The following is a 26272-nucleotide window of genomic DNA, read 5'->3' as shown; positions in this document are numbered from 1 at the left end:
TTTTGAACGACATGAAGATCTGCTCCCTTTCCCCCTCTCCCATTGGGAGAGGGCTGGGGTGAGGGGCTGGATCTAAAATTTCTACACATCTCTCAAGTGAAAAACCATCAGCCTCCAGATAACCGGTAAGGCAAAGTGCTTGCACAAAGTTTGGAATACCATAATATGATATTCCATAGACCGGACACTCCAAAGAACGTCCATCTACTGCTCCCGATAGGCGGGCAACAACGCAAGCCCGCTCAAAAACACAACAATGAGGGCGTAAAAATGGTGTTGAACAAAGCTGCAACCGCGATCTTTTTTGCGGGACTGCTCAGCGTCACCGGCCAGGCTGCAATGGCTGCCGAAAGCGTGAATTTTGTCAGCTGGGGCGGAAGCACCCAGGATGCGCAGAAACAGGCCTGGGCCGATCCGTTCAGCAAGGCCAGCGGCATCACCGTCGTGCAGGACGGCCCGACCGACTACGGCAAACTCAAAGCCATGGTCGAGAGCGGCAACGTGCAATGGGACGTGGTCGATGTCGAAGCCGACTTCGCCCTGCGCGCCGCCGCTGAAGGCCTGCTCGAACCCCTCGATTTCAAAGTGATTCAGCGCGACAAGATCGACCCGCGTTTCGTCAGCGATCACGGCGTCGGCTCGTTCTTCTTCTCCTTCGTCCTCGGCTACAACGAGGGCAAACTCGGCGCCAACAAGCCGCAGGACTGGAGCGCCCTGTTCGACACCAAAACCTACCCCGGCAAGCGCGCCCTCTATAAATGGCCTAGCCCCGGCGTGCTCGAACTGGCGCTGCTGGCCGATGGCGTAGCCGCTGACAAGCTCTACCCGCTGGATCTGGATCGCGCCTTCAAGAAACTCGACACCATCAAGAAAGACATCGTCTGGTGGGGCGGCGGCGCGCAGTCGCAGCAACTGCTGGCGTCCGGTGAAGCGAGCATGGGCCAGTTCTGGAACGGTCGCATTCACGCCCTGCAAGAAGACGGCGCCCCGGTCGGCGTGAGCTGGAAACAGAACCTGGTTATGGCCGACATTCTGGTCATCCCCAAAGGCTCGAAAAACAAGGACGCGGCGATGAAGTTTCTCGCCGCCGCCAGCAGCGCCAAAGGCCAGGCCGACTTCTCCAACCTGACCGCCTACGCCCCGGTCAACCTCGACAGTGTGGAGCGTCTGGATTCGACGCTGGCCCCCAACCTGCCGACTGCCTACGCTAAGGATCAGATCACTCTTGATTTCGCGTACTGGGCCAAAAACGGCCAGGCCATCGCGACACGGTGGAACGAATGGCTGGTCAAATGAAAATGGCGGCCACCGCGTCCCGTCCCTCCACTGCCACCGGGAGCGCGACCAGCGCTGCCGGCTCGGCCCACGGAAAACAGGCGGTTGCGATGCAGCAAGCCCCGTCCCTCAGACAACGCTGGCGCGGCGCCGGCAACCTCGCCCCGGCGCTGCTGTTCATCGGCCTGTTCTTTCTCGCGCCGTTGATTGGCCTGCTGTTGCGCGGCGTGCTCGAACCTGTGCCGGGTCTTGGCAACTATGAACAGTTGTTCGCCAACTCGGCGTATGCGCGGGTGCTGCTCAACACCTTTTCGGTGGCTGGGCTGGTAACGCTGTTCAGCCTGCTGCTGGGCTTTCCACTGGCCTGGGCGATCACCCTGGTGCCGCGCGGCTGGGGTCGCTGGATTCTCAACATCGTGCTGCTGTCGATGTGGACCAGCCTGCTCGCCCGCACCTATTCGTGGCTGGTGTTGCTGCAAGCGTCGGGCGTGATCAACAAGGCCTTGATGGCGCTGGGCATCATCGATCAGCCGCTGGAAATGGTGCACAACCTCACCGGCGTGGTGATCGGCATGAGCTACATCATGATCCCGTTCATCGTCCTGCCATTGCAGGCGACCATGCAGGCCATCGACCCGATGATCCTGCAGGCCGGTTCGATCTGCGGCGCCAGTCCGTGGACCAACTTCTTCCGGGTGTTCCTGCCGCTGTGCCGGCCGGGTCTGGCCTCCGGTGGCTTGATGGTGTTCGTCATGTCGCTCGGTTACTACGTGACCCCAGCGCTGCTCGGCGGGGCGCAGAACATGATGCTGCCGGAGTTCATCATTCAGCAGGTGCAATCGTTCCTCAACTGGGGCCTGGCCAGTGCTGGCGCCGCGTTGCTGATCGCGATCACTTTGGTGCTGTTCTACTTCTACCTGAAGCTTCAACCGGAATCCCCGGTTGGCGCCAGTAACGCGAGGTAAGCCGACATGCTCCTGACTCCCAATGCGATGAGCCGGCGCATGCGCTTCGGTCTCTACGCCACCACCGGGCTGATCGCTCTGTTCCTGCTGTTGCCGATCGTGTTCATCGTGCTGCTGTCGTTCGGCTCCTCGCAGTGGCTGGTGTTCCCGCCACCGGGCTGGACGCTGAAATGGTACGGCCAGTTCTTCTCCAATCCTGACTGGATGAGCGCTGCCGCAGCCAGCCTCAAGGTCGCCGTGCTGACCACAATCTGCGCCGTCGCCCTCGGTTTGCCGACTGCATTTGCGCTGGTGCGCGGACGTTTTCCCGGCCGAGAAATGCTCTACGGCCTGTTCACCCTGCCGATGATCGTGCCGCTGGTGATCATCGCTGTGGCGGTGTACGCGCTGTTCCTCAAGCTCGGCTACACCGGGACCATGTTCGCCTTCGTCGTCAGCCATGTGATCGTCGCGCTGCCGTTCACCATCATCTCGATCATCAACTCGCTGAAGCTGTTCGATCAGTCGATTGAAGACGCGGCGGTGATCTGCGGCGCCTCACGGTTGCAAGCGGTGTTCAAGGTGACATTCCCGGCGATTCGCCCGGGCATGGTCGCCGGCGCCCTCTTCGCCTTCCTGGTTTCGTGGGACGAAGTGGTGCTCAGCGTGATGATGGCCAGCCCGACCCTGCAAACCCTTCCCGTGAAAATGTGGACCACCTTGCGCCAGGACCTGACGCCAGTGATCGCCGTCGCTTCGACGCTGCTGATCGGCTTGTCTGTTTTGGTCATGGTCATCGCCGCCGCACTGCGCCGGCGCAACGAAATCAGCGCCTGAGCGCCAGGAGTAAGACATGAGTGCCGTGATCAAAGACGCTTCTCAGCAGAATGACAAACCCCTGGTCAGCCTGCGCAATCTGAACAAGCACTACGGCGACTTTGCCGCCGTCGACAACATTTCGCTGGACATCAAGGACGGTGAATTCCTCACCTTCCTCGGCTCCAGCGGCTCGGGCAAAAGCACCACGCTGTCGATGCTCGCCGGATTCGAAACGCCGAGCAGCGGCGAAATCCTCGTCAACGGTCAGTCGCTGGTGAATGTGCCGCCGCACAAGCGTGACATCGGCATGGTGTTCCAGCGTTACTCGTTGTTCCCGCATCTGTCGGTGCGCGACAACATCGCCTTCCCGTTAGCGATTCGCAAACTCGCGGCGGCTGAACGCGACAAGCGTGTCGATGCGATGCTGAAACTGGTGCAGCTTGAGCAGTTCGCCCATCGTCGCCCTTCGCAGTTGTCGGGTGGCCAGCAACAACGTGTCGCCATCGCCCGCGCCTTGGTCTACGAACCACGCATTTTGCTGATGGACGAACCGCTCGGTGCGCTGGATAAAAAACTGCGCGAGGATTTGCAGGATGAATTGCGCCAACTGCATCGCCGTCTGGGCATCACCATCGTTTACGTGACCCACGACCAGGAAGAAGCCATGCGTTTGTCGCAACGCATCGCGATTTTCAGCCATGGCAAGATTGTGGGATTGGGCAGCGGTTATGACCTTTATCAGAATCCGCCGAATGCGTTTGTGGCGTCGTTTCTGGGCAATTCGAACTTCCTCAAGCTCAAGGCGCAGGGCAATGCGGCGGCTTCGTTTGAAGGACAGTCATTGTCGATTCGCCTGACCGCTGGGTTGCACACCGATCAGGATGTTTTGCTGATGGTGCGGCCGGAAAAGGCACTGGCGTTGAGCGTGGCACAGGCGATCAGCGAACCGCTGCCGTCGGGGTGGAATGAGGTTTCAGCGAAGGTGGTGGAAGTGTTGTTTCTCGGTGAGAGCCAGACGTGCAGTGTGGTCACGTCGGGCGGCACGTCAATGACGGTGAAAGCGTTGTCGGCTGCTGGCATGCCGCTCAAGGCCGGGGATCCGGTGCAGGTGCGCTGGGCTACTGCCGACGCCTGTGTCTACACCGAATGGACTGAAAGCGACCTCAACAAAGCTGCGGGTGCTCACTGATAACTGCGGCGTCAGTTGGATCTGTTCCCCTCACCCCAGCCCTCTCCCAGAGGTAGAGGGAGCAGATCGGGGGATATTGTAGAAGTACGCCGACCTGAAAGCGCTGCAGTGAATCCATATTCACCGCGAGTCTTTCAGGTCGATGTCAGGCGCTGGACAACCCGGTCAGTCCCCTCTCCCTCTGGGAGAGGGCTAGGGTGAGAGAAACAGTCGACGCGGTATCAAACGATGGCGCGGAAGCCTTCGATTTCATCCGGCCAGGCGGTGAGGATTTCAAACCCGGTCTCCGTCACCGCCACCATATGCTCCCACTGCGCCGACAACGACCCATCCTTGGTCAGCACCGTCCAGCCATCCGGCATGTTTTTCACATGACGCTTACCGGCATTAAGCATCGGCTCCACAGTAAAAATCATCCCGGCCTTAAGCTTCATGCCCTGATCGGGAAAGCCGTAATGCAGAATCTGCGGCTCATCGTGATAGACCTTGCCGATACCATGCCCGCAGTACTCGCGCACGACGCTGAAGCCTTCCTTCTCCGCCAGGCTCTGGATCGCATGGCCGATATCGCCCAATGTCGCGCCCGGTTTCACCACACGAATACCCGCGCACATCGCCTCGTAAGTGGTCTTGATCAGGTGCTGCGCTTCAGGTGTCGCTTCACCCACCACATACATGCGGCTGGTATCACCGAACCAGCCGTCCTTGATCACCGCGATGTCGAGGTTGACGATGTCGCCATCCTTCAACGGCGTGCCCGACGGAATGCCGTGGCACACCACGTCGTTGACCGAGGCGCAGACGGTTTTCGGAAAGCCGTGATAACCGACGTTGGCCGGCACGGCTTTCTGTACGTTGACGATGTAGTCGTTGCACAGTTGATCGAGCTGATCAGTGGTGACGCCCGCCTTGACGTGCGGCACCAGCATCGCCAGCACTTCAGCGGCGAGTTTGCCGGCAGCGCGCGATTGCGCAATGTCGGCCGGGGTGTTGATCTTGATCTGGTTTCTCATGCGCTGACGGCTTCCTGAGTCAGTTGATGCAGATCCAGCCCGCCGTTCTGTTCGGCGCGGATCAGCAAGCGGCAAATGGCGCTGTGGTCGAGGTTGGGGTGCAGTTCGGCGAGCATGCCGATGCGCATCCAGTGCTCGGCCTGCGCGTTGATCGAGCGGCTGAGGGCGTTGCTGGAGATCCGCAGGTTCTCGTGCATGTCCTCTGAAATCTTTACGATGCCCATATATGAATCCGATACGATGTGTATATGGATCGTATATTAGCCAAGCCTCAAGCAAAATTGCAAATCAACTCAGCGCCGCGTCGAAAAACGATGAGATGAGCCGACTGGAACGCCGCTCGGCCAGACAGTACAGGTACGTCTCGGTAAACAGCTCTTCGCCTTCGATTCTGATCGTGCGGATGTTCGGGTCGGCAATGAACTCAGCTTCCGACACCACACCCAGCCCCAACCCGCGTACCACCGCTTCACGCAGTGCCTCGCGACTGCCGATTTCCATGGCGATGCGCGGTTTGACCTGCGCCGCATTCAGTGCCTGCTCCAACACCAATCGGGTAGTTGAACCGGGTTCGCGTTGCAACAAACGCTGCCCTTCCAATTCCTCCAGCCGCACGCTGCCACGATGGGCCAGTGGATGCTCATGGTGCGCAAACAAGATGATCGCGTGCCGCGCATAACGCACCGAACACAACGCCGGATCATCCTGACGCCCGGCCAGCACGGCGATGTCGGTCACATAGTTTTCCAGATCCGACAGCACCTGTGCCGAGTTACCCACGCGGATCGACACGTCAATATTCGGATGCTGTTGCAAATAACTGTCGACCATTTCGATCACATGAAACGGCCCCACCGCACCGACCTTGAGCTGGCCGCTGTCGAGCCGCCCGGAATCGCGCAGCAGGTTGTGCGCTTCCAGTTCCAGCAAGGCAATCCGTTGCGCGATCGGCAGCAACTGCCGCCCGACATCGGAAAGCTCGATCCGCCGCCCGCGCCGATGGAACAACTCGACGTTGTGCTGACGCTCAAGGGCTTGCACTTGCGTGGTCAGGGTCGGTTGGCTCAAGCCTGACGCCCGCGCCCCGGCACTGAAACTGCCGTGACGGGCGACGGCGAGAAAGGCCCGAAGTTTGGCGCTGGACATCCATAGACTCCATCAATAGTTAGCTGCGGTTTCGCATATTGAATTGATTGAATGACTGTCACGTGACAGTCCTAGCCTGTGGCAACTCCCAACCACACCGTGGAATGCCATGAAAACAATCAAACAGTTTCTGCGTGTCGTCAGCTTCACCGCACTCGCCCTCGGCGCCAGCCAGGTCTGGGCCAAGGACAAACTGACCATTGGCCTGATCCCCTCCGAAGACTCCCAGGCGATGATCGAATCGAGCAAACAGGTACTCGACGATCTGCAAGCCAAAATCGGCATGCCGGTGGTGCCGTTCGTGGCCACCGACTACAACGGCATCATCGAAGCGCTGCGCTCGGGCAAACTCGACGTCGCCTATCTCGGGCCGTTCTCCTACGTGCTGGCGACCTCGGTGGCGGATGTCGAAGCGTTCTCGGTGGCAGTGACCAAGAAGACCGGCCAGAGCGCGTACAAAAGCGTGATTCTGGCGCGCAAGGACAGCGGCATTCATTCGCTGGCCGACCTCAAGGGCCATACGTTCGCGTTCGTCGACCCGAGTTCGGCGTCCGGGCATCTGTTTCCCAAGGCTGGCCTTGAGCAGGCCGGTTTTGCTCCGGACAGCCTGTTCAAACGGGTGATTTTCTCCGGCTCCCACGACGCCAGCATCCTCGCGGTCGAGAACAAGAAAGTCGACGCGGCGGCCGTGGCTGACCGCATCTTCGCCAGCGCCGTGGCCAAAGGTGTGGTCAAGCAGGATGACTTCGAAATCGTCTGGAGTTCCAAGCCGATCCCCGAATCGCCGATGGTCTGGCGCAAGGCGCTCGATCCGGAACTTAAGAAGAAAGTCGCTGACGCACTGGCCTCGATCAAGGACGTGCCGTGGGGTGATCAGGGCGTGCTCAACGGCTTCCAGCCCACCACCGACGCGTCGTATGACGTGGTGCGCGAAACCGCCAAGGTGCTCGATCTCGATTTGCGGAGCATGAAATGATCAGCATCCGCCAACTGACCAAACACTACGGCAGCAACCCGGTGTTGCGCGGTATCGACCTTGAAGTCGCTGCGGGCGAGTTCGTCGTGGTGCTCGGTCAGTCGGGCGCCGGTAAATCGACCTTGCTGCGTTGCATCAATCGCTTGGCGCAGGCCGACAGCGGCACGCTGAATGTCGCCGGCATCGACGCCCTCGCCTGCCCTGACACCAGTGTTCTGCGCCGTGAAGTGGCGATGATTTTTCAGCACCACAACGTCGTGCCACGTTTGAGTGTGTTGAAGAATGTGCTGACTGGCCGCCTAGGTTCCGTCGGCACCCTCGCCTCGATACTGCAGCTGTTCCGCCGCGACGATGTGGCGCTGGCGATGCAATGCCTGGAGCGCGTCGAACTGGCGCACAAGGCTGGTGAGCGCACCGATTCATTGTCCGGCGGGCAGAAGCAGCGCGTCGGCATCGCCCGCGCCTTGGCGCAACGGCCGCAGGTGATTCTGGCCGATGAACCGATCGCCAGCCTCGACCCGAAAACCGCGCGACTGGTGTTGCAGTACCTGCGCGATGCCACCCGCGAACTGGGCATCACCGTGCTGTGCAATCTGCATCAAGTCGAATACGCCCGCGAATTCGGCGACCGCGTGGTCGGCCTCGCGCACGGCAATCTGGTGTTCGATGGCAAAGCGTCAAGCATGACTGAAGCCGATCTGGCGCGAATCTATTCGGGGCAATTGGCGGACTCCTCCGCCGACATCCCGACGCCCACCCTGTCCTACCGCGCTGCCTCGAGGGCCTGAACATGCAATCGCAAAACTACCAGTGGGTCGGCGATCGTCCCCGTGGCCCGCGCAGTTGGCTGACCACCGGCGCCGTCGTCCTGATCGTGCTGTGGACGCTGAACTGGAGCGCCCAAGGCGCGCAGCTCAGCCTCGGTGAACTGGCAGCGGGATTGCCGCAGATCGGTGATTTCCTTTCGCGCACCTTCCCCCCGGACCTGAGCATTCTTCCGCGTCTGGTCGCGCCAGCGGTGGAAACCCTGCAGATCGCCATTTGGGGCACCCTGCTCGGCGTGTTGCTGGCGATTCCACTGTCGTTTCTCGCGGCGCGCAATTTGAGCCGCAACCGCTGGCTGTTTCACGCCACGCGTCAGGCCTTGAATTTCACCCGCAGCATCAACGAACTGATCCTCGCGCTGATCTTCGTTTCGGCGGTCGGCCTCGGGCCGTTTCCCGGCGTATTGGCGCTGGCGCTGCATGGCTTGGGCATGCTCGGCAAATTCTTCGCCGAGAGCATCGAAGAGATCGACCAAGGCCCGATTGAAGCATTGCAAGCGACCGGTGCGCGGCCGTTGCAGGTGATCGTGTTTGGGGTTTTGCCGCAGGTCATCACCGCGTGGATTGCCGTAATTCTGTACCGCTTCGAAGTCAATCTGCGCTCGGCCACGGTGCTGGGAATGGTCGGCGCTGGTGGCCTGGGTTTCGAACTGGTGAGCAGTCTCAAGCTGTTCAAATATCAGGAAACCGCGACCTGCATCATCGTGATCACCTTCATGGTGATTGTCGCCGACGCCGTCTCCAGTCGCCTGCGCGCGGCGATCCAGAGCGGTTCAACACATTAACCGCCGCTGTTATCGGTTCAGCCGATTCAAACCTGCGATTTATCGATTTGTACCGTTGTCGACCGCCATCGAGTATGTGGCCACACGACAACAACAAGAAGGATCCACCATGACTGCCCGTTTTCAGAACCCCGTCGATACCCGCTTCGGCTGGGGCAGCCTGCAAGACCTCGCGACCATTACCGACCAGCAAACCGTGGCCCTTGTCACCTTCCCTGAGGCCCGCGGGCTGGGGCTGGTCGATCGCCTGCAAGCCTTGCTCGGTGAGCGCCTGGTCTACGTGTTCGAAGACGTTCAGCCCAACCCCGACGTCGCCCATCTGCGCAACACCTACGAGCAGTTCTGGCAGCAGGCCGGTGATTGCGATGTAGTGCTCGCGGTCGGTGGCGGCAGCGCCATCGACACCGCCAAAGCATTGATCGTCGGCACCGAATCCGGCCGTTTCGATGAACTGTTGAGCCTGCTGTCCAGCGGCAAACCGTTCACCCCGGCCCGTTGCAAACAACTGATCGCCGCGCCGACCACCGCCGGCACCGGCAGCGAAGTCACCCCGTGGGCGACGATCTGGGACAGCGCCAGCCAGAAGAAATACTCGCTGCATCTGGATTGCACCTGGCCGCGCGTGGCGATCATCGACCCGCAACTGATGCTCACCGTGCCGGCCAGCGTCACCGTATCCACCGGGCTCGATGCGCTGTCCCACGCGTTGGAAGCGATCTGGAACGTCAACGCCAACCCGGTCTCCGACACTTTCGCCATTTCTGCGATTGAAGACATTCTCGAGTGCCTGCCGCCTCTGCAAAAAGATCTGTCGAGCCAAGAGTTGCGCACACGCATGGCACTGGCCGCACTCAAGGCCGGGCTGGCATTTTCCAACACCAAAACCGCGCTGGCACACTCGATTTCTTATGAGATGACCTTGCGCCATGGCTTGCCCCACGGCATCGCCTGCTCCTTCACCCTGCCGTTGGTGCTCGGCCTGGCCTGGGGTCATGACGCAACACGTGACCGGATTCTGCAACGGGTATTCGGCGAGGATCTGCTCAGCGCACAACAGCAGTTGCGTGAGTTCCTGCACAGCCTTGGGGTGAAGACCGAATTTGCCGATTACGGCGTCTCGGCCAAGGATGCCGAAGCCATCATCCACCTCGCGATGCAGGGCGCGCGCGGCAAGAACTTCATCGGTTCGCAAGCCGCCTGACGTCCCCGAAAACGGAACGACCCAAGCACAGCCGGCGGCGTACAACGCTGCGGTGATTTCCTGTTGCACCGAAAAAGAGTGCACCCGCCGACGACAAACGGCGGGACTCCACAACAATAAGGAAAAGATCATGAATCGTGCCCAAACCATGCCTGGTCTCGCCGTACGTTCTGCCTCGTTCCGGGTCGCGCAGTGGCGCATGCTGCTGGCGGCGATGTTCTGTTACCTGTTTTTCTATACCGGTCGGCAGACCTTCGGCTTTGCCATTCCGGGGATTCAGGCCGAGTTCGGCCTGAGCAAGGAAACCCTCGGCTGGGCTTCTGCCGCTATGCTCTGGGCCTACGCCATTGGCCAAGCCATCAACGGCAACCTCGCCGACAAGTTCGGTGGCCGGCGGATCATGACCCTCGGCGCGGTGCTGTCCTGCGGCGCCAACTGGGTGACCAGTTTTGCCGGTGGTTTCACCAGCCTGATTCTGCCGTGGGGCGTCAACGGCTACTTCCAGGCCTTGGGCTGGGCACCGGGCGGACGGCTGATTGCCAATTGGTGGGCAGCGGGTGAGCGCGGCAAGGTCTATGGCTTCTACACCTTCGCCGCCGGTTGCGCGTCGATTCTGTCGTACGTCACCTCCATCGTCGTGCTTGAAGTGCTGCAACTGGAATGGCGCTGGATCTTCCGCTTGCCGGTGCTGCTGATGCTTGCCGGCGGGATCATTTTCTATCTGGTCGCCCGCGAACGGCCACAGGATCTGGGCTTCGAACCGGTGGGCGATACCGGCGTGGCCAACGCTGACGACAAACATCAGGAAGCCGCGCAGGGAGAGGTCGAGTCCTCGGCGCAACGCTACAAAGCGGTGTTGAAGAATCCTCGTTTGCTCATCGCCGCGCTGTCACTGGGCTTTCAGAACGCCGCACGCTACGGCTTGATCGTCTGGGTGCCGGTGCACTTTCTCGGCGCCAACTGGAAAAGCGGTGACAGCATGGTCGATCCGAAATGGATCACCGTCGCCCTCCCCGTCGGCATGGCGGTTGGCGCGTTGAGCAACGGCTGGGTGTCGGACAAGTTGTTCGGCTCCAAGCGGTATCTGGCGATCATGCTCTATATGGTGCTGGGGGCGGCGACCAGTCTGTGGATGTGGAGCCTGCCACCGCACAGCGTGATCGGCCTGGTGGCGCTGTTCCTTTGTGGCTTCTTCGTCTACGGCCCGGCCTCGAGTTTCTGGGCGCTGTGTCCGGATCTGGTCGGCGCCAAACGCGCCGGCACCGCGACCGGGATCATGAACTTTTCCTCCTACCTGTTCGCCGGATTGGCCGAGCCACTGATCGGTCGTTTGCTTGACACCACGGCAAACACGTCTCTCATCTTTATAGTGGTCACCAGCGCCTGCCTGTGCAGCGCGGCAGTGGCATTGTTCATTCGTCGCTGACGGGGCTTGCATGTACCAGTATCACAAGTGGTTGCGTTCGTTTCATGCGGTGGCCAAGACCGGCAGCTTCACCCTCGCGGCGGAGTACCTCAGCGTCGGCCAGCCGACCGTCAGCGAGCAGGTCAACGCGCTGGAAAACACCTTCTCGGTGGAGCTGTTCCATCGGCGCGGCCGCTACATCGAAATGAGCGCCGCCGGGCACAAGCTCTACGCAATCACCCAAGGCCTGTTCGGTCAGGAGGATGAAGCCGTGCAACTGCTGCAGAGTTTCAAACAACGTAAAAACGGCATGTTGCGCCTCGGCGCGGTGTCGCCGCCGATCGCGATGAACCTGACCTACGAGCTGATGCAGCGCCACCCGGATATTGAACTGGAAACTTCGTTTTCTTCGGAAAAGGACACCCTGGCGCGGTTGTTCAACTTTGATATCGATGTGGCGATTCTGGCTTTGTCGGAATTCGATGAGCGCTTCCATACGCGGCTGTATCACCGCTATCCGATCATCGCCGTGGTGCGCGATGACCATCCGTGGGCCAGTCAGGCGCAGGTTGACATCAGCGAAATCAGCCGCGAGAAATGGGTAATGCGCGAGCAAAGTGCGCGCACCCGGCAACTGGTGGAAGAAAGCTGCAAGCGCCTCGACATCGACCTCAACCGCGTCATGCAACTGAACAGCCGCGAAGCCATCGTGCACGCGATCGTCAAAGGCATCGGTATCGGGTTTGTCTCGGCCGTCGAGTACGCCGAAACCCCGGGCACCACGCCGATCACCTTTGTCGATCACCCGTTCTTTATCGAATACCACCTGTGCTGCCTTGGCATCCGCAGGAACCGACCAGTGATTGCCGAACTGTTTGATTCCAATCCACCGCTGACCTGATCAGCAAAATCAAACCTTGAAACCGCCTACCTCATTGCCGAGGGACGGCCCACGCTTACCCGAAAACGGAGATTGACCATGCAATACAAGCAACCGACTCACCTGCAAGCCGCGATCCTTGACTGGGCCGGCACCGTTGTCGATTTCGGCTCGTTTGCGCCGACGCAGATTTTCGTCGAGGCCTTTGCCGAGTTTGGCGTCGCGGTGTCGCTGGAAGAAGCGCGCGGGCCAATGGGCATGGGCAAGTGGGATCACATTCGCACGCTGTGCAACCTGCCGCAGATCGCCGAGCGTTATCGTGCGGCGTTCGATCGCGTCCCGAGCGATGACGATGTGACGGCGATCTACGAACGTTTCATGCCGTTGCAGATCGAGAAAATCGCCCTGCATTCGGCGTTGATCCCGGGTGCGCTCGAGGCGATTGCGGCGTTGCGCAACAAGGGTTTGAAAATCGGTTCGTGCTCCGGTTATCCGGCGGTGGTGATGGCCAAGGTCGTCGAACTGGCGCGGGAAAATGGCTACATCGCCGACCATGTCGTCGCCACCGATGAAGTCCCCAATGGCCGGCCGCATCCGGCGCAGGCGCTGGCTAACGTGATTGCTTTGGGCATCGATGACGTGGCGGCGTGCGTCAAGGTCGATGACACCTGGCCAGGGATTCTCGAAGGGCGCGCCGCCGGCATGTGGACGGTGGCGTTGACCTGCTCGGGCAACGCACTGGGCCTGAGCTATGAGCAATACAAGGCGTTGCCGTCGGATCGACTGGCTGAGGGGCGCGCGCGAATCGGCAAGATGTTCGCGCCTTCGCGCCCGCATTACCTGATCGACACCATCGCCGAGCTCCCGGAAGTGATCGACGACATCAATGCGCGTCTGGCCCGGGGCGAAACTCCTCAGTCCTGCTAACTCCCCACTACCCCTGTAGGAGCTGCCGAAGGCTGCGATCTTTTGATCTTGCTCTCAAAAACAAAGTCAAAAGATCGTCCGATCGCGGCCCGAGCCTTCGGCAGCTCCTACGGGGATTTCGCTGAATTTTGGGCAAAAAAAAGCTGCCAAAACTGGCAGCAAAAACTTTAAGAACACGCGATGTATTGGCCTCAGCATAGACGCCGGATAATGACAGTGTCATGACAGCCACACATTCATTGAACCGCCCCCACCCCGTCATCAGGATGTCATCAAGATCACGGCAGAATCCTCGCAAACCGTCTCGCGCCTCCCGACGGGTGCTTTGCAAGGATTCCCATGAAAGACGACGCCTCGCTGTTTGCCGCCATCGACCTGGGTTCGAATGCCTTTCGCCTGATGATCGGCCAGTCAGTGCGCAGTCGAAAGGGCTTGCAGATTCAGGAAGTGAAAACCCTGCGCGAACCGGTGCGCCTCGCCGAGGGCTTTGACGGTGGTGCACTGGATGCACTGGCACTGGATCGCGGCTGGCAGGCGTTGGCGCGGTTCGGCAAGAAACTGCGTGGTTTCGAGGCCGGCCGGGTGCGCGCGGTGGCCACCAGCGCGGTGCGTGAAGCGGACAACGCGCAGCTGTTTCTCGCCAGTGCCGAACGGCATCTGGGCTTTCCCATCGATGTCATTTGCGGCCATGAAGAGGCGCGGCTGGTCTACGCCGGCGTGACCCATGCCTTGCCGAGCGCTGAAGACCTGCGCCTGGTGGTCGACATCGGCGGCGGTTCCACCGAGCTGATCCTCGGCCAGGGCGCGCAACCGTTGCTCACCGAAAGCATCGCCATCGGCAGTGGCACCTTGAGCACACGCTTTTTTCGCGGCGGCGACCTGTCCGCCGCTGCGTTACAGGAAGCCGAACGTTTCGCCATCCTGCAGTTTGAAAAAGTTGCCCGGCGCTACCGTGCTCAGGGCTGGCAGCAAACCATCGGCTCTTCCGGCACCGCGCGCATGCTCGCCAAAGTGCTCAAGGCCAATCGTCTCAACGACTTTGGCCAGGACGGCATCACCTACGGCGGGCTCCTACGCCTGTCGTTGCTTCTGCTGAAGGTGAACAACGTCCAGCAACTGAAACTGGCCGGGCTGCAACCTCATCGCCAGAGCATTCTGCCCGGTGGTCTGGTGTTGATGCTGGCCGCCTTCAAAGTGTTCGGTATCGCGCAGATGGTGCCGTCGGAACCGGGCCTGCGTTTAGGCGTGTTGCACGGTTTGATGAGCCAGCACTAATCCTCCCCACGGCAGATTCGTCTCCCCTTCAGCGGCTCGATCGACTACCATGCCGCCGTCGGTTCCCGAAGGGGACTAATAGGGAATCCGAGGTGCTTGCTCAGCACTGATCGGAACTGCCCCCGCAACTGTAGGTGCCGAGCCTGCTCCACGACTGCCACTGGGTAAATCCCGGGAAGGCCGGAGCCAGGCGATGACGCATCAGTCAGGAGACCTGCCGGCACAGTGACTACTAACCGGCGGGGTGTCCGGGAAGGACATCGTGCCGTGCGCGTCAACGCTTGATGCCCGGCCTTGCGCTGTTTTCCTGACCGCGTTCGATGGTGTGTTTCCAATCCGTACTCTCCCGCTCCGCGTACGGATTCCCCGGAGACTGCCTCATGCTGCTGCCCCGCGTTGCCACCTTCATCACCGGCCTGAGCCTTTGCACCCTGGCCCACGCGGCACCGACCGCTTACCCGCTGACGGTAGAAAACTGCGGCAGCACCCTCACCTTCCAGCACGCCCCGACGCGCACCGTGACCATCGGCCAGGCCGGCACGGAAATGCTTTACGCCATGGGCCTGAGCGACACAGTCGTCGGCACTTCGCTTTGGTTCAACAACGTGCTGGATAAATACAAGGCGCAGAACGACAAGATCCAGCGCCTGGCCGACAACGAACCGAGTTTCGAATCGGTGATCGGCAAGCGCCCGGAACTGGTGGCCGTGGAGCTGGAATGGATGGTCGGCCCGCAAGGTGCGGTGGGCACTCGCGAGCAGTTTCATGAGTTGAAGATTCCGACCTACCTGCTGCCCTCCGATTGCGAAGCCAAGGACAACCTCGTCGGCGCCGACGGTACGCGGCTCGCACCGTTTCGCATTGACTCCATTTACAAGAGCGTAAGCCAACTGGCGCAGATCTTCGATGTGCAGGAGCGTGGCCAGCAGCTCAACGACCAACTCAAGGCCAGCCTCGCCCATTCGATTGCCACCGCCCAAGGCAAACAGCTCAAGGACGCCAGCGCACTGGTCTGGTTCTCCAGCGCACAAATGGACATCGAGCCCTTCGTGGCCGGACACAAAGGCATTCCCGATTTCATGCTCAGCACCCTCGGCGTGCGCAACGTGGTGGAGTCCGATGAAGAGTGGCCAACGGTCGGCTGGGAAACCATCGCCAAGGCTAATCCGACCTTCCTCGTCATCGCGCGCATGGACCGTCGACGCTTCCCCGCTGACGACCATGAAAAGAAACTCGCCTTCCTGCGCAGCGACCCGGTGACACGCAACATGGACGCGGTGAAACACAACCGCATCATCATCCTTGATGCCATGGCCATGCAGGCGAGCCTGCGCATGTTCGATGGCATCGAGCAACTGGCCACGGCCATCAACGGCTATGACCTGTCGCAATGAGTGCCAGCCTGATCCGCACGCTGTTGGCCTTGGCCACACTGTTGATTGCAGTGGTCGCCGGCGTGGCCATCGGCGAAACCTCGATTGAACCGGGCGTGGTCGTGCAAGTGCTGGCCAACAAGCTGTGGGGCGCCGGTTACGCACTCGACCCGATTGACGAAGGCATCGTCTGGAACTACCGCCTGACCCGCGCACTGGTCGCGGCGGCGTGTGGTGCCGGCCTGGCGACGTGCGGGGTGATTTTGCAGTCGCTGTTGCGCAACCCGTTGGCCGATCCGTATCTGCTGGGGATTTCTGCCGGGGCTTCGACCGGCGCGGTAATGGTCGCGCTGCTCGGGGTTGGCGCCGGAATGATCTCGCTGTCAGTCGGTGCCTTCGCCGGCGCGGTCACGGCGTTCGTGCTGGTGATTCTGCTGGCGCGAGTCAGCGGCTCGGCGAGCGGCACCGGGCAAATCATTCTCGCGGGGATCGCCGGCTCGCAGCTGTTCAACGCGCTCACGGCGTTTTTGATTACCCGCTCGGCCAGCTCCGAGCAGGCACGCGGGATCATGTTCTGGCTGCTGGGCAATCTCGGTGGCGTGCGTTGGCCGTCGGTGTGGTTGGCGGTGCCGGTGGCCGTGTTTGGGTTGGTCGTGTGTCTGTGGCATCGGCGGGCGCTGGATGCGTTCACCTTTGGCATGGACTCGGCGGCGTCTCTCGGTATTCCGGTGCGACGCGTGCAGATTCTGCTGATTGGCTGCGCGGCGCTGGTGACGGCAGTGATGGTGTCGATTGTCGGCTCGATCGGTTTTGTCGGACTGGTGATTCCCCACGCCGCGCGGCTGTTGCTTGGCACCGGTCACGCGCGGTTGCTGCCGGCCAGTGCGTTGGGCGGCGCGGTGTTTCTGATTGCCGCTGATGTGCTGTCGCGCACGTTGATCAAGGGCCAGGTGATTCCGGTCGGGGTGATTACCGCACTGGTCGGTGCGCCAGTGTTCGCCTTGATTCTGGTTGGCCGCAGGTCCGCACGATGAACAGTGTTTTGAGTTGTTCTGATCTGAGCTTCAGAGTGCGCGGCGCCGACTTGCTCAACGGTGTCAGCCTTGAGGTGCAGCGCGGCGAAACACTGGGCATCGTCGGGCCGAATGGCTCGGGAAAATCCACCCTGTTGAAATTGCTGGCCGGGTTGCGCGAACCGAGCGCCGGCGAGGTGCTGCTCGAAGGTCAGCGACTCGGCAAAATGGCCCGACGCAGCATTGCGCAACAGCTCGCGGTGGTCGAGCAACAGGCCGACACCGACGACGGCATTCGTGTGTTTGATGCCGTGGCGCTGGGGCGAACGCCTTGGCTGTCGGCGCTGCAACCGTGGTCGGACGCGGACGACGCCATCGTCCAGCAGGCACTCGCCGACGTTGACGCCATGCACTTACGCACGCGTCTGTGGCGCAGCTTGTCGGGTGGTGAACGACAGCGGGTGCACATCGCTCGGGCATTGGCTCAACGACCGCAAATACTATTGCTCGACGAGCCGGCCAACCACCTCGACATTCAGCATCAACTGACCATTCTCAACGTGGTGCAGACGTTGCCGGTGACCACGCTGATCGCCCTGCATGATCTCAATCAGGCGTTGAAATGCGATCGTCTGGCGGTGTTGGAACGGGGGCGGCTGGTGGCATTGGGCGCGCCGTTGGAAGTGCTGACACCGCAGCGGTTACAGGACACTTTCGGGGTCAGGGCGCACTACCTGACGGACCCGTTCGATGGGGCGCAGATTCTTCGATTCCACTCATGACATCCTGCATGTGCGTCGTCTGCCAGACCGGGTCAGCGTCGACCTCGATAATCTCGAAGCCCTGCCGTTGCCAGAACTCGATGGCTCCCGGCAGAAACGGATGAGTGTGCAGGTAGATCAGCTCGACCCCGTCGGCGAGTGCCATTTCCTTGAGTGTTCGATACAGCGCGCCGGCCAGCCCTGAGCGTCGCTGCGAAGGCAGGACGAACAGGCGGACGACTTCCACCACGTTACGGTCAGGCCAGGCAAGACGCGGGAAACGTCGGTCGTAAGGCAGATAACCGATGGAAGCGACGATCTGCCCTTGCTGGCGAGCAATCAGAAAACGCCCTTTCCCACCCAGATAAACCTCGGCGAAACGCGCCAGATCGTCTGGCATACCCGTTGCGCTGAGCTTGGGGAAAAGCTCGGCGCGGGCCGCCAGAACAAAATTCAGCACCTCGCCAATGTCTGCTTCAGACACGGCCTGAATGATCGGTTGATGACTCATGTAGTGCAAACGCCTCGACTGCGGCCGGTCAGAGTAACAACACCCTACCCTGTGCTGCCATGGAAATTCCCCGAACCTGAATGTCATGCCCCGGCAGGATCAACACCTTCATTGGCTGACCCGCCACCATCTTCGGCAGCCGATAACTGCGCGATGTGAAATCTTCCGGACAGTTTTCGCAGCAGGATATTGCTTCGCAAATCAAGCCGTCCATGGTCGGGAAGACGCCCTTTGAAAACTCAATGACGCCTCTGTGTAAACGCACGTTAACCCGTCCCGGCAAGTCTTTGATTTCGATCTATCGTTAGATCGAAATGGCTGTATTGACGACCGACTAAAGGTTGCGACAGCCGATGTCTGAGCCTATGTTGCACGCGAGTCTTTTCCCCGCGATTGGAACGCGATCAACACCATTAAGAGGTGAAGAAATGTCAAAGGAATCACGCCCTGCCGTACTTGGGCTGATCGGCAATACTCCGCTGGTTCAAGTCACCCGCTTCGACACCGGGCCTTGCACGCTGTTTCTCAAACTCGAATCGCAGAACCCCGGTGGCTCGATCAAGGACCGCATCGGTCTGGCGATGATCGACGCCGCCGAGCGTGATGGTCGCCTGCAACCCGGTGGCACTATCGTCGAAGCCACCGCCGGCAACACCGGCCTGGGCCTGGCACTGGTGGGTCGCGCCAAAGGCTATCGCGTGGTGCTGGTGGTGCCGGACAAAATGTCCACCGAGAAAGTCCTGCACTTGAAAGCCATGGGCGCCGAAGTGCACATCACCCGCTCCGACGTCGGCAAGGGCCATCCCGAGTATTACCAGGACGTCGCCGCACGTTTGGCGAAAGACATTCCCGGCGCATTCTTCGCCGACCAGTTCAATAACCCGGCCAACCCGCTGGCCCATGAATGCAGCACCGCGCCGGAGATCTGGGCGCAGACCGAACATGACCTGGACGCGATCGTCGTCGGTGTCGGTTCCGCCGGCACGCTGACGGGCCTGAGCCGCTTCTTCAAACGCGTGCAGCCGGATCTGGAAATGGTCCTGGCCGACCCGGTCGGCTCGGTGATGGCGCAATACAGCCGCGACGGCTCCCTGCCAACGCCCGGTTCATGGGCGGTGGAAGGCATCGGCGAAGACTTCATTCCGTCGATCACCGACCTCTCCAGCGTGCGCCACGCCTACTCGATCAGCGATGAAGAAAGCTTTGATCACGCCCGCCAGTTGCTCAAGGCCGAGGGTATTCTCGGCGGCTCGTCGACCGGCACCCTGCTCGCTGCGGCGCTGCGTTATTGCCGTGAACAGACCGAGCCGAAACGCGTGGTGAGTTTTGTCTGCGACACCGGTACGCGTTATCTGTCGAAGGTCTACAACGACCAGTGGATGACCGATCAGGGCCTGTTGCAGCGCAAGGGTTACGGTGATCTGCGTGACCTGATCGCCCGCCGCTTCGAAGACGGCCGCGTCATCAGTGTCGGCCCCGACGACACCCTGCTGACCGCGTTCCAGCGCATGCGCCTGGCCGATGTCTCTCAATTGCCGGTGCTGGTGGAAGGCAAGCAACTGGTCGGCGTGATCGACGAATCCGACATCCTGCTGCCGGTGCACGAAGACGCCGCGCGCTTCAGTCAATCGGTGTCCAGCGTGATGACCGACAAGCTGCAAACCCTCGCGCCCGGCGCCAGCCTTGCCGAGCTGGAAGCGGTGCTTAGCCGTGGCCTCGTCGCCATCATTGCCGATGCATCGGGCTTCCATGGCCTGATCACTCGCACCGACATGCTCAACCAATTACGGAGATCCCTCGCATGAGTCAGCACGACGATAAATCCCAAGGCTTCGCGACCCGGGTGATCCACGCCGGGCAGGAACCGGACCCGACCACCGGCGCGCTGATGCCGCCGATCTACGCCAATTCCACCTATCTGCAAGACAGCCCCGGCGTGCACAAGGGTTTCGATTACGGCCGCTCGCACAACCCGACGCGTTTTGCCTTGGAGCGTTGCGTGGCGGACCTTGAAGGCGGCACCCAGGCGTTTGCCTTTGCTTCCGGGCTGGCAACAATCTCCACGGTGCTCGAACTGATCGATGCCGGTTCGCACGTCATCTCCGGCAATGACTTGTACGGCGGCACGTTCCGCCTGTTCGACAAGGTCCGTCAGCGCAGTGCCGGACACCGTTTCAGCTACGTCGATCTGACTGACCTGGCGGCGTTCGAAGCGGCGCTGCAGGACGACACACGCCTGGTGATTGTCGAGTCACCGACCAACCCGCTGCTGAGCCTCTCGGACCTCGCCGCTATCGCCCGTATCTGCCGCGCTCGCGGGATCATCAGCGTGGCCGACAACACCTTTGCCAGCCCGTATATCCAGCGGCCGCTGGAGCTGGGTTTCGACATCGTGCTGCACTCGACCACCAAGTACCTGAACGGTCACTCCGATGTAATCGGCGGCATCGCCGTGGTCGGCCAGAACCAAGAACTGGCCGAGAAGCTGGGCTTCTTGCAGAACGCGGTCGGTGCGATTGCCGGACCGTTCGATGCATTTCTCACCCTGCGCGGGGTGAAGACTTTGGCGCTGCGCATGGAGCGTCATTGCAGCAATGCGCTGGATCTGGCGCAGTGGCTGGAGCAGCAACCGCAGGTCAAACGTGTCTACTATCCAGGACTGCCGTCGCATCCACAGCATGAGTTGGCCAAGCGCCAGATGCGTGGTTTTGGCGGGATGATTTCGGTTGATCTGAACAGCGATCTGGCCGGTGCGCGGCGGTTTTTGGAGAACGTGAAGATCTTTGCGTTGGCGGAAAGTCTGGGCGGTGTGGAGAGCCTGATCGAGCACCCGGCGATCATGACTCACGCGACCATTCCGGCTGATACCCGGGCGAAACTGGGGATCGGCGATGGCCTGGTGCGTCTGTCGGTGGGGGTTGAAGACGTCGAAGACCTGCGCGCTGACCTGGCGCAGGCGCTCAAATCGATCTGACCTGGCAGGAACGACAAAGCCCGCACGAAGCGGGCTTTGGTGTTCGAGTAGGCGGCCAGTGCTGGTCTCTGGCTTACAAGGTTTATCGGGCTTCCCACAGTACCGGGTCAAATTGAAAGTTAGTGCCTCGGCTGCTTCACACGGCATAAGGGCTGGATCTCAGCGCGGAGATCTTTCTAACCGTGTACCTTTCGGAGCGCGCCCCACGCCCCCTTGCTATCCGATTGCGCATCAGTCTGCGTCTTCGCCTACATCTTTGAGCCTAGCAAAGGCTCGCCGCCTTGAATCAGAGTTTTTAGACTGATTCGAGCTTTGCCCCAATCGGGCAGGAAGAGAAGCGCCTAACGGCCGTCGATCCCCCCGCCGTGCCGGCTCGCAATCGCGATCTATACTCAATCAGTTCGATCATGATTCTGTCGACACCCGCACGCCTGACGGTGTGTCGGTGCCTTTCGTCCACCAGTCTGACCCAAGCCAATCAGTCGTAACGCCAGCGAACACGCGGCGGACGATGCCTTATCGCTTTGTGGCTGCCGGGTCGTGGAGAGAACTATGAAACACAAGTTGTTGTCAGGCGTGCTTCTGGCGGTCGTGGCGACCGTTGTGGTGCCCAATGTCTGGGCGGCGCAGCCGCAGGCGTTGGCGTCCGATGGATCGGATCATGTTGGCGCCGGAGCGGTTGCTTCGGATGGTGCTGATCATGTCGGTGCAGGCGCGGTGGCTTCTGATGGCGCCGATCATGTTGGTGCAGGCGCGGTCGCTTCTGATGGCGCCGATCATGTTGGTGCAGGCGCGGTGGCTTCTGATGGCGCCGATCACGTCGGTGCTGGTGCGGTCGCTTCTGATGGCGCCGATCACGTCGGTGCTGGTGCGGTCGCCTCTGATGGCGCTGATCATGTCGGTGCAGGCGCAGTCGCTTCTGATGGTGCCGATCATGTTGGTGCTGGCGCAGTCGCCTCTGATGGCGCTGATCATGTCGGTGCTGGTGCGGTCGCCTCTGATGGCGCTGATCATGTCGGTGTAGGCGCAGTCGCTTCTGATGGTGCCGATCATGTAGGTGCAGGAGCCGTAGCTTCTGATGGCGCTGACCATGTCGGCGCGGGCGCACTGGCTTCAGATGGCGCCGACCGCACTGGCGTCAACCGGGTTGCCTATTCGCGTGTCGGCGTTGGCTCTGATCGCGTCGCCTCCGCGTTGATGACCGGCAGTTACTCCGATCAATTCAACAGCCCTCAGTAATCCTCCCTCGGCGCGACAGGCGGATCCAGCAAACCGCCTGTCGAGCGCCGCACTAGCACATTTGTGCTAATCGACCGCCCTGTCCGCTGGCGTTATATTCCCCCGCAACCCCCGATGCTCCTCAACGTTGCCTGTTCGCAGCGTGCGGGATCGTTGTGCCTGGAAATCAGAACAACACCAAGGAAGACACACCATGAAACTCCATACAAACCTCTGCAAGATCGCCGTGGTCGGCGCGATGCTGCTCGGCGTTGCCGGCTGCCAGACCGTCAAACCCACTGAAGCGAGCATGAAAGAACGCGCGCAAACGGTGATCGGTAAACCGGTGTCGAAAATCGACAACGTCCGCAACGACAGCACCCTCACCTACTACACCGCCTACACCCCGGCCGGGGAATACAACTGTGAATTGCCCAGCGGCGTAATTATCGCCGTGGCGAGCATGGGCATGATGTCGCCGCCGCTGTCGTGCCTGCCGAAAGGTGCTTCGCCAATCCCTCTGCAATAACTTCTCCACCCGGTAAAGGACTCCGCTCACTCATGAAAATCTTGATCGCGACACTCACCCTCAGCGCCCTGTTCCTGACTGGCTGTGCCACGCCGAAACAGTGGGAGGCCACCGGCGGCAGCAAAAACGATGGCGTCGTCCAGGTCTCCTATGAACTGGGCCAATTCGAAAGCGGCCAGACCAGCGCTGAACAAGGCCTGACCGTCGCCGCGCAACGCTGCAAGACCTGGGGCTACAAAAACGCCGAAGTGACCGGCTCAGAGAAAAACATCTGCCGCACCATGGGCCAGTACAACTGCCTGCAAACCACCATCACCCAGGATTACCTGTGCAAACGCTGATCTGAAAATGTGGGAGCCAGCCTGCTGGCCAAATCGCTAGCAGGCTAGCTCCCACAGGGATCTTTGGTGTGTCCGCGATGATCATTCACGAAACGCTTTCAGCGGGTTCGGGTTGCCGGTCGCGCAGGGCTCTCAAGGTCGCGCGCAGTTCGGCCGGGCGTACCGGTTTGGACAGGATGGCGATGTCGCGGTCGTGCAAGGCTGCCTGGATTTTCTCGACGTCATGCCCGGTGATGATCATCGCCGGTACCGCCCAACCGCGCTGCCTGCGCACATCATCGATACATTCGATGCCGGTGGCATGGGTGCCGAGGTCATAGTCGGCGACGATGATGTCGCAGTCGGTGACCAAGTCCTGAGCCGTCAACTCGGCCTGAACCACACAGCCCCAACGCTCCAGCAACGCTGAAGTCGCCAGCAGCACATTGCGGTCATCTTCCACCAGGCACACCTTCAGCCCGGTCAGCAAACCGACTTGGCGCGCCTCATTCCGATTGACCGTTAACAGCGGTGGCGCGGCGATCGGCAACCCGTACAAAGTCACCGCCGTTCCCCGCCCGAGCCGCGAACGCAGAGTAACGCCGACACCGATCAACTCACCCAGACGCTTGACGATCGACAGCCCCAGCCCCACGCCTTCGACGTCTTTATCGCGCACTTGCCGCACCCGATAAAACTCCTCGAACACCTTGCCCAGATGCTCCTCGGCGATACCGTTGCCACGGTCATAAACCACGATGGCCAGCCCTGCCCCGCGCCGGCGCACGCCGATCAATACCGGCCGTTGCGCACCGTATTTGAAGCAGTTGGACAGCACGTTCTGCACCATGGTCGCGAGCAACGCCGGATCGGTGCACACCCAATACTCACAGGGGCGCAAACGCAGTTCGACCCCGGCCCAACGCGCCGCTTCGGCGTTCTGGCGAATCAGACCCGCGAGCCATTCCCCTAAATTGAGGGTTTGCAGTTTGGGCAGAACCCGGCCGTTATCAAGGGTGTAGAGATCGAGAATCGAGCGGAACAGTTGCGAAACGTTGAGCAGCGATCGGTCGATGTTATCGACCAAGCGCCGTTCCTCGTCCCCCAACCGCGACTCCCTCAGGCACGCGGTAAACAGTCCAATTGAATGAATCGGCTGACGCAAATCATGGCTGGCCTGAGCGAGAAACCGCGACTTTTCCAGATTCGCCGCCACCGCCTCTTCGGAGGCCTTGCGCGTACGCTCCAGCAGCAAGTGCGCATAAAACGGGATCACCGTGCTGGTGAGCATCAGCATCAACACCATGAACGGTTGTGCCTGCCACACCGGCGTCAGGCGATACACACACAGCAATGCCAGCAACGCCAGCGCCGTGGCAATCGCCAGATAGCGCGAGCCATAGCGCATGCCGTTACCAAGGTTGACCCAGATGATCACCGCATACAGCGGCAACGCCGCCTCGCCACCGACCACCAGACCGAAACAGGTGCCGGTGTAATCGTGGACCATGGAAAAAATCCGCCGCGCCGGGTAATGCCCCGGCCAGCGTGCAATCGCCTGACGCAAGCCGATCGAGGCCAGCAAAAACAGGATGATGTAGGTGACAACCGGCAGATACGTATCGAAGCGCTGCCCTGGCAAAAAACCCAGTATGAGCATGTAAACCACGGCAATACTGGCGATGATGATGCGCAGGTTGGCCTGGTCGAGTTCGGTGTTTTTCTCGAACTTCATGGTTAAACGTCCTTGTGCGGCAATCGTCAGTTTCCGAATCAGCCTACAGGCAACCTTCGCGCCCGGTGCTAAGGTGCAAGCCTTGAGCAACGCCTGACCCAGGGAGGGTCGTGCCATGACCTGCCGAATTATCATAGCCGACGATCACCCGCTGTTTCGCGAAGCGATGCTGCGCACGGTTCAGCGGTTGCTGCCCGAAGCCGTTATCGAAGAAGCCGGCGATCTCGACGCCGTACTGGCGCTGCTGCCTTTGGGCGAGCCGGACACATTGATTCTCGACTTGCGCTTCCCCGGGCTCACGTGTGTGAGCCAGCTCGCCGAACTGCGTCGACGCTTGCCGCGTACCACGCTGATTGTGGTGTCGATGGTCGATGATGAGTCGTTGATCAGCGAAGTCATGGCCGCCGGTATCGACGGTTTTATCGGCAAAAACATCGATCCGGACGAAATCGGCCAGGCGATTCTGGCGATTCGTGAAGGTGAGGTGCTGGTGAAGTTTGCGCCGTCCGGCTTGCTGCCGCTGGAAACCGGCGCCGCCCTTACGCCGCGTCAGCAGGACGTGCTGCGCTTGATCGCCCAAGGCAAGACCAACAAGGAAATCGCCCGTGAACTGGATATTTCTCCGTTCACGGTGCGCATTCATGTGTCTTCTTTATTACGCACGCTGAACGTGCCCTCGCGAGCGGCCGCCGCCGTGAAATACACGGGGACTCTGTAGGCGCTCGGCAGCGCCTACAGATGATCGGTGTGTTGCTGCAGCAATTCCATGGCCTCAGAGGAAAATCGGTAGGTCTTGTCACTGCCAAGCACGATCAGCCCCTCTTCCCCCAGACGCTTGAGCACTTCGCGCACGCTGACAAACGACAGCTCGGGCGATGACGATTCGACAAACGTATGCACGCCATTTACCCCGATCCCGTGGCCGTCGCGGCTGGCCACCACCAGTGCATTAATGACTTTGAAGCGGATCAGGCTGGTGCGCAGTCCGAAGTGGCGCAGCAGTTCGCGAATATGCGCATTGGTGCTGCGATCAAACTCAAAGGCCAACGGGTTGTTCGCTGTCCGAAACGCTGAAGGTGCGTTTAAAGCGCCAACGCCTGGGTGGTTAAACATAGCGAATACTCCCTTTCTAAAATGTTCAGGCGGGTTGCAGTTGCTTCCCGCCTGCCGGACCACGTG

Annotated in this window: 27 protein-coding genes and 1 riboswitch; of the genes, 21 read left to right on the top strand and 6 right to left on the bottom strand. The window is 60.7% G+C overall.

Annotated elements, in window-relative coordinates; genetic code table 11:
* The first annotated feature begins 270 nt into the window (after positions 1 to 270).
* From GTU76_RS21835 to GTU76_RS21820, 4 genes are read left to right on the top strand one after another with little or no spacing between them, the layout of a single operon-like run.
* Entirely contained in the window at positions 271 to 1296 is a 1026-nt protein-coding gene (locus tag GTU76_RS21835) for an ABC transporter substrate-binding protein (RefSeq protein WP_007918009.1), read from the top strand.
* The gene (locus GTU76_RS21830) at positions 1293 to 2240 is read left to right on the top strand and encodes an ABC transporter permease (protein WP_180699590.1); all 948 of its coding nucleotides are present in this window, start codon (positions 1293 to 1295) and stop codon (positions 2238 to 2240) included. The genes GTU76_RS21835 and GTU76_RS21830 overlap by 4 nt, the downstream gene beginning before the upstream one ends.
* Before the next feature lie 6 nt (positions 2241 to 2246).
* The gene (locus tag GTU76_RS21825; RefSeq protein WP_180699573.1) at positions 2247 to 3056 is read left to right on the top strand and encodes an ABC transporter permease; all 810 of its coding nucleotides are present in this window, start codon (positions 2247 to 2249) and stop codon (positions 3054 to 3056) included.
* 16 nt (positions 3057 to 3072) lie between these two features.
* Positions 3073 to 4227, top strand: coding sequence for an ABC transporter ATP-binding protein (locus tag GTU76_RS21820; RefSeq protein WP_095050091.1), 1155 nt, complete (start codon positions 3073 to 3075; stop codon positions 4225 to 4227).
* A gap of 221 nt (positions 4228 to 4448) precedes the next feature.
* Here GTU76_RS21820 and map read toward each other — a convergent pair whose 3' ends face one another.
* The 3 genes from map to GTU76_RS21805 form a co-directional block, all read right to left on the bottom strand.
* The gene (gene map, locus GTU76_RS21815; RefSeq protein ID WP_180699572.1) at positions 4449 to 5240 is read right to left on the bottom strand and encodes a type I methionyl aminopeptidase; all 792 of its coding nucleotides are present in this window, start codon (positions 5238 to 5240) and stop codon (positions 4449 to 4451) included.
* Complete coding sequence (locus GTU76_RS21810) at positions 5237 to 5464, bottom strand: ParD-like family protein (protein ID WP_003225727.1); 228 nt, start codon at positions 5462 to 5464, stop codon at positions 5237 to 5239. The genes map and GTU76_RS21810 overlap by 4 nt, the downstream gene beginning before the upstream one ends.
* 64 nt (positions 5465 to 5528) lie before the next feature.
* Positions 5529 to 6386, bottom strand: a complete 858-nt coding sequence (locus tag GTU76_RS21805) for a LysR substrate-binding domain-containing protein (RefSeq protein ID WP_180699571.1) — start codon at positions 6384 to 6386, stop codon at positions 5529 to 5531.
* Positions 6387 to 6495: 109 nt separating this feature from the next.
* Between GTU76_RS21805 and phnD the strand changes: the two genes are divergently transcribed.
* The 11 genes from phnD (at position 6496) to GTU76_RS21750 (ending at position 17827) form a co-directional block, all read left to right on the top strand.
* On the top strand, positions 6496 to 7362 hold the full coding sequence (phnD, locus tag GTU76_RS21800) for a phosphonate ABC transporter substrate-binding protein (protein ID WP_016987108.1): 867 nt from the start codon (positions 6496 to 6498) through the stop codon (positions 7360 to 7362).
* Positions 7359 to 8150: a phosphonate ABC transporter ATP-binding protein gene (phnC, locus tag GTU76_RS21795; RefSeq protein WP_180699570.1), complete on the top strand. Its 792-nt coding sequence runs from the start codon at positions 7359 to 7361 to the stop codon at positions 8148 to 8150. The genes phnD and phnC overlap by 4 nt, the downstream gene beginning before the upstream one ends.
* A gap of 2 nt (positions 8151 to 8152) precedes the next feature.
* The gene (gene phnE, locus GTU76_RS21790) at positions 8153 to 8971 is read left to right on the top strand and encodes a phosphonate ABC transporter, permease protein PhnE (protein WP_180699569.1); all 819 of its coding nucleotides are present in this window, start codon (positions 8153 to 8155) and stop codon (positions 8969 to 8971) included.
* Positions 8972 to 9080: 109 nt separating this feature from the next.
* Positions 9081 to 10172, top strand: coding sequence for an iron-containing alcohol dehydrogenase PsrA (gene psrA / locus GTU76_RS21785; RefSeq protein ID WP_180699568.1), 1092 nt, complete (start codon positions 9081 to 9083; stop codon positions 10170 to 10172).
* A 130-nt stretch (positions 10173 to 10302) separates the two neighbouring features.
* Positions 10303 to 11598 (top strand): MFS transporter, encoded by a 1296-nt coding sequence (locus GTU76_RS21780; RefSeq protein ID WP_180699567.1) that lies wholly within the window; start codon positions 10303 to 10305, stop codon positions 11596 to 11598.
* A 10-nt stretch (positions 11599 to 11608) separates the two neighbouring features.
* A complete protein-coding gene (locus tag GTU76_RS21775; protein ID WP_180699566.1) occupies positions 11609 to 12478 on the top strand; it encodes a LysR substrate-binding domain-containing protein in 870 nt (289 codons plus the stop codon).
* A 78-nt stretch (positions 12479 to 12556) separates the two neighbouring features.
* Positions 12557 to 13384 carry a phosphonoacetaldehyde hydrolase gene (phnX, locus tag GTU76_RS21770; protein ID WP_180699565.1) on the top strand — a complete coding sequence of 276 codons (828 nt, stop codon included), beginning with the start codon at positions 12557 to 12559 and terminating at the stop codon, positions 13382 to 13384.
* A gap of 339 nt (positions 13385 to 13723) precedes the next feature.
* A complete protein-coding gene (locus tag GTU76_RS21765; protein WP_016987101.1) occupies positions 13724 to 14659 on the top strand; it encodes a Ppx/GppA family phosphatase in 936 nt (311 codons plus the stop codon).
* Between the two features lie 42 nt (positions 14660 to 14701).
* Positions 14702 to 14895: riboswitch (cobalamin riboswitch) on the top strand.
* A gap of 144 nt (positions 14896 to 15039) precedes the next feature.
* Complete coding sequence (locus tag GTU76_RS21760; RefSeq protein ID WP_180699564.1) at positions 15040 to 16053, top strand: ABC transporter substrate-binding protein; 1014 nt, start codon at positions 15040 to 15042, stop codon at positions 16051 to 16053.
* An 8-nt stretch (positions 16054 to 16061) separates the two neighbouring features.
* Positions 16062 to 17066 carry a FecCD family ABC transporter permease gene (locus GTU76_RS21755; RefSeq protein ID WP_175555709.1) on the top strand — a complete coding sequence of 335 codons (1005 nt, stop codon included), beginning with the start codon at positions 16062 to 16064 and terminating at the stop codon, positions 17064 to 17066.
* A complete protein-coding gene (locus tag GTU76_RS21750; protein WP_175554574.1) occupies positions 17063 to 17827 on the top strand; it encodes an ABC transporter ATP-binding protein in 765 nt (254 codons plus the stop codon). The genes GTU76_RS21755 and GTU76_RS21750 overlap by 4 nt, the downstream gene beginning before the upstream one ends.
* Here the strand turns inward: GTU76_RS21750 and GTU76_RS21745 are convergent.
* Positions 17766 to 18317: a GNAT family N-acetyltransferase gene (locus GTU76_RS21745; RefSeq protein WP_016987097.1), complete on the bottom strand. Its 552-nt coding sequence runs from the start codon at positions 18315 to 18317 to the stop codon at positions 17766 to 17768. The genes GTU76_RS21750 and GTU76_RS21745 overlap by 62 nt on opposite strands.
* 428 nt (positions 18318 to 18745) lie before the next feature.
* Here GTU76_RS21745 and GTU76_RS21740 point away from each other — a divergent pair, with 428 nt between their 5' ends.
* The 5 genes from GTU76_RS21740 to yecR all read left to right on the top strand — a co-directional run bounded on the left by GTU76_RS21740 (position 18746) and on the right by yecR (position 23379).
* On the top strand, positions 18746 to 20122 hold the full coding sequence (locus tag GTU76_RS21740) for a pyridoxal-phosphate dependent enzyme (protein WP_016987096.1): 1377 nt from the start codon (positions 18746 to 18748) through the stop codon (positions 20120 to 20122).
* Positions 20119 to 21291: a cystathionine gamma-synthase gene (locus GTU76_RS21735; protein ID WP_180699563.1), complete on the top strand. Its 1173-nt coding sequence runs from the start codon at positions 20119 to 20121 to the stop codon at positions 21289 to 21291. Before GTU76_RS21740 ends, GTU76_RS21735 begins: the two co-directional genes overlap by 4 nt.
* A 661-nt stretch (positions 21292 to 21952) precedes the next feature.
* On the top strand, positions 21953 to 22315 hold the full coding sequence (locus tag GTU76_RS21730; protein WP_180699562.1) for a hypothetical protein: 363 nt from the start codon (positions 21953 to 21955) through the stop codon (positions 22313 to 22315).
* A gap of 408 nt (positions 22316 to 22723) precedes the next feature.
* A complete protein-coding gene (locus tag GTU76_RS21725; protein WP_180699561.1) occupies positions 22724 to 23038 on the top strand; it encodes a hypothetical protein in 315 nt (104 codons plus the stop codon).
* Positions 23039 to 23070: 32 nt separating this feature from the next.
* A complete protein-coding gene (yecR, locus tag GTU76_RS21720; RefSeq protein ID WP_016987091.1) occupies positions 23071 to 23379 on the top strand; it encodes a YecR family lipoprotein in 309 nt (102 codons plus the stop codon).
* 85 nt (positions 23380 to 23464) lie between these two features.
* On the opposite strand, the gene GTU76_RS21715 is transcribed toward yecR, so the two are convergent.
* Positions 23465 to 25093, bottom strand: a complete 1629-nt coding sequence (locus GTU76_RS21715) for an ATP-binding response regulator (protein ID WP_180699560.1) — start codon at positions 25091 to 25093, stop codon at positions 23465 to 23467.
* 115 nt (positions 25094 to 25208) lie between these two features.
* Here GTU76_RS21715 and GTU76_RS21710 point away from each other — a divergent pair, with 115 nt between their 5' ends.
* Entirely contained in the window at positions 25209 to 25811 is a 603-nt protein-coding gene (locus GTU76_RS21710; RefSeq protein WP_175554577.1) for a LuxR C-terminal-related transcriptional regulator, read from the top strand.
* A gap of 14 nt (positions 25812 to 25825) precedes the next feature.
* Here GTU76_RS21710 and GTU76_RS21705 read toward each other — a convergent pair whose 3' ends face one another.
* Positions 25826 to 26206 carry a fe2+ zn2+ uptake regulation protein gene (locus GTU76_RS21705; RefSeq protein ID WP_180699559.1) on the bottom strand — a complete coding sequence of 127 codons (381 nt, stop codon included), beginning with the start codon at positions 26204 to 26206 and terminating at the stop codon, positions 25826 to 25828.
* Between the last annotated feature and the right edge of the window lie 66 nt (positions 26207 to 26272).

The organism is Pseudomonas crudilactis (assembly GCF_013433315.1).
In the GTDB taxonomy this organism is placed as follows: domain Bacteria; phylum Pseudomonadota; class Gammaproteobacteria; order Pseudomonadales; family Pseudomonadaceae; genus Aquipseudomonas; species Aquipseudomonas crudilactis.
Note: the sequence above shows the minus strand (reverse complement) of the source record. Positions and strands in the feature narration are given on the sequence as shown.